The sequence below is a fragment of the Thalassotalea sp. G20_0 genome, from assembly GCF_017744175.1.
Taxonomy (GTDB): Bacteria; Pseudomonadota; Gammaproteobacteria; order Pseudomonadales; family Endozoicomonadaceae; genus Endozoicomonas.
On the sequence record NZ_JAGHQV010000518.1, the window covers coordinates 1 to 536 of the forward strand.

General features: G+C 56.7%; 1 protein-coding gene. It reads left to right on the forward strand.

Annotated elements, in window-relative coordinates:
- Positions 1-75: 75 nt before the first annotated feature.
- On the forward strand, positions 76-536 hold a 461-nt coding region (locus J7438_RS27340), incomplete at its 3' end, for a hypothetical protein (protein WP_209279152.1).

Here is a 536-nt window from a genome sequence, read left to right on the forward strand (position 1 = left end):
GGGTTAGCAGCCTGTGTTGTTGATATTAATGGCACAGTCAGTGGTGTCCGGGCCCAAAATGCTCATATTTCCACCTTGGGTGACAACGTTTACGCCGGCATTGGGGGAGGGGAGGTTAAAGGAACGGTTGCCAACATCACGGCGGTGGACAGCAAGGTCAAAACCTCGGGTCTAAATGCATACGCCGGCATCGGGGGAGGGTATGTTTTCGATCCAGCAACGGTTGCCGACACCACGGCGGTGAACAGCAGGGTCGAAACCTCGGGTGTACAAGCATACGCCGGCATCGGGGGAGGGTTCGTTGAAGGAGCAACGGTTGCCGGCACCACGGCGATGAACAGCACGGTCAAAACCGAGGATAAAAATGCACACGCCGGCATCGGGGTAGGTGTGGTTTTCGATCAAGGAACGGTTGCCGACACCACGGCGGTAGACAGCAAGGTCAAAACCTCGGGTCTAAATGCATTCGCCGGCATCGGCGGAGGGTATGTCGATCGAGCAAATATTTCCGACACCACGGCGGTGAAGAGCAGGGT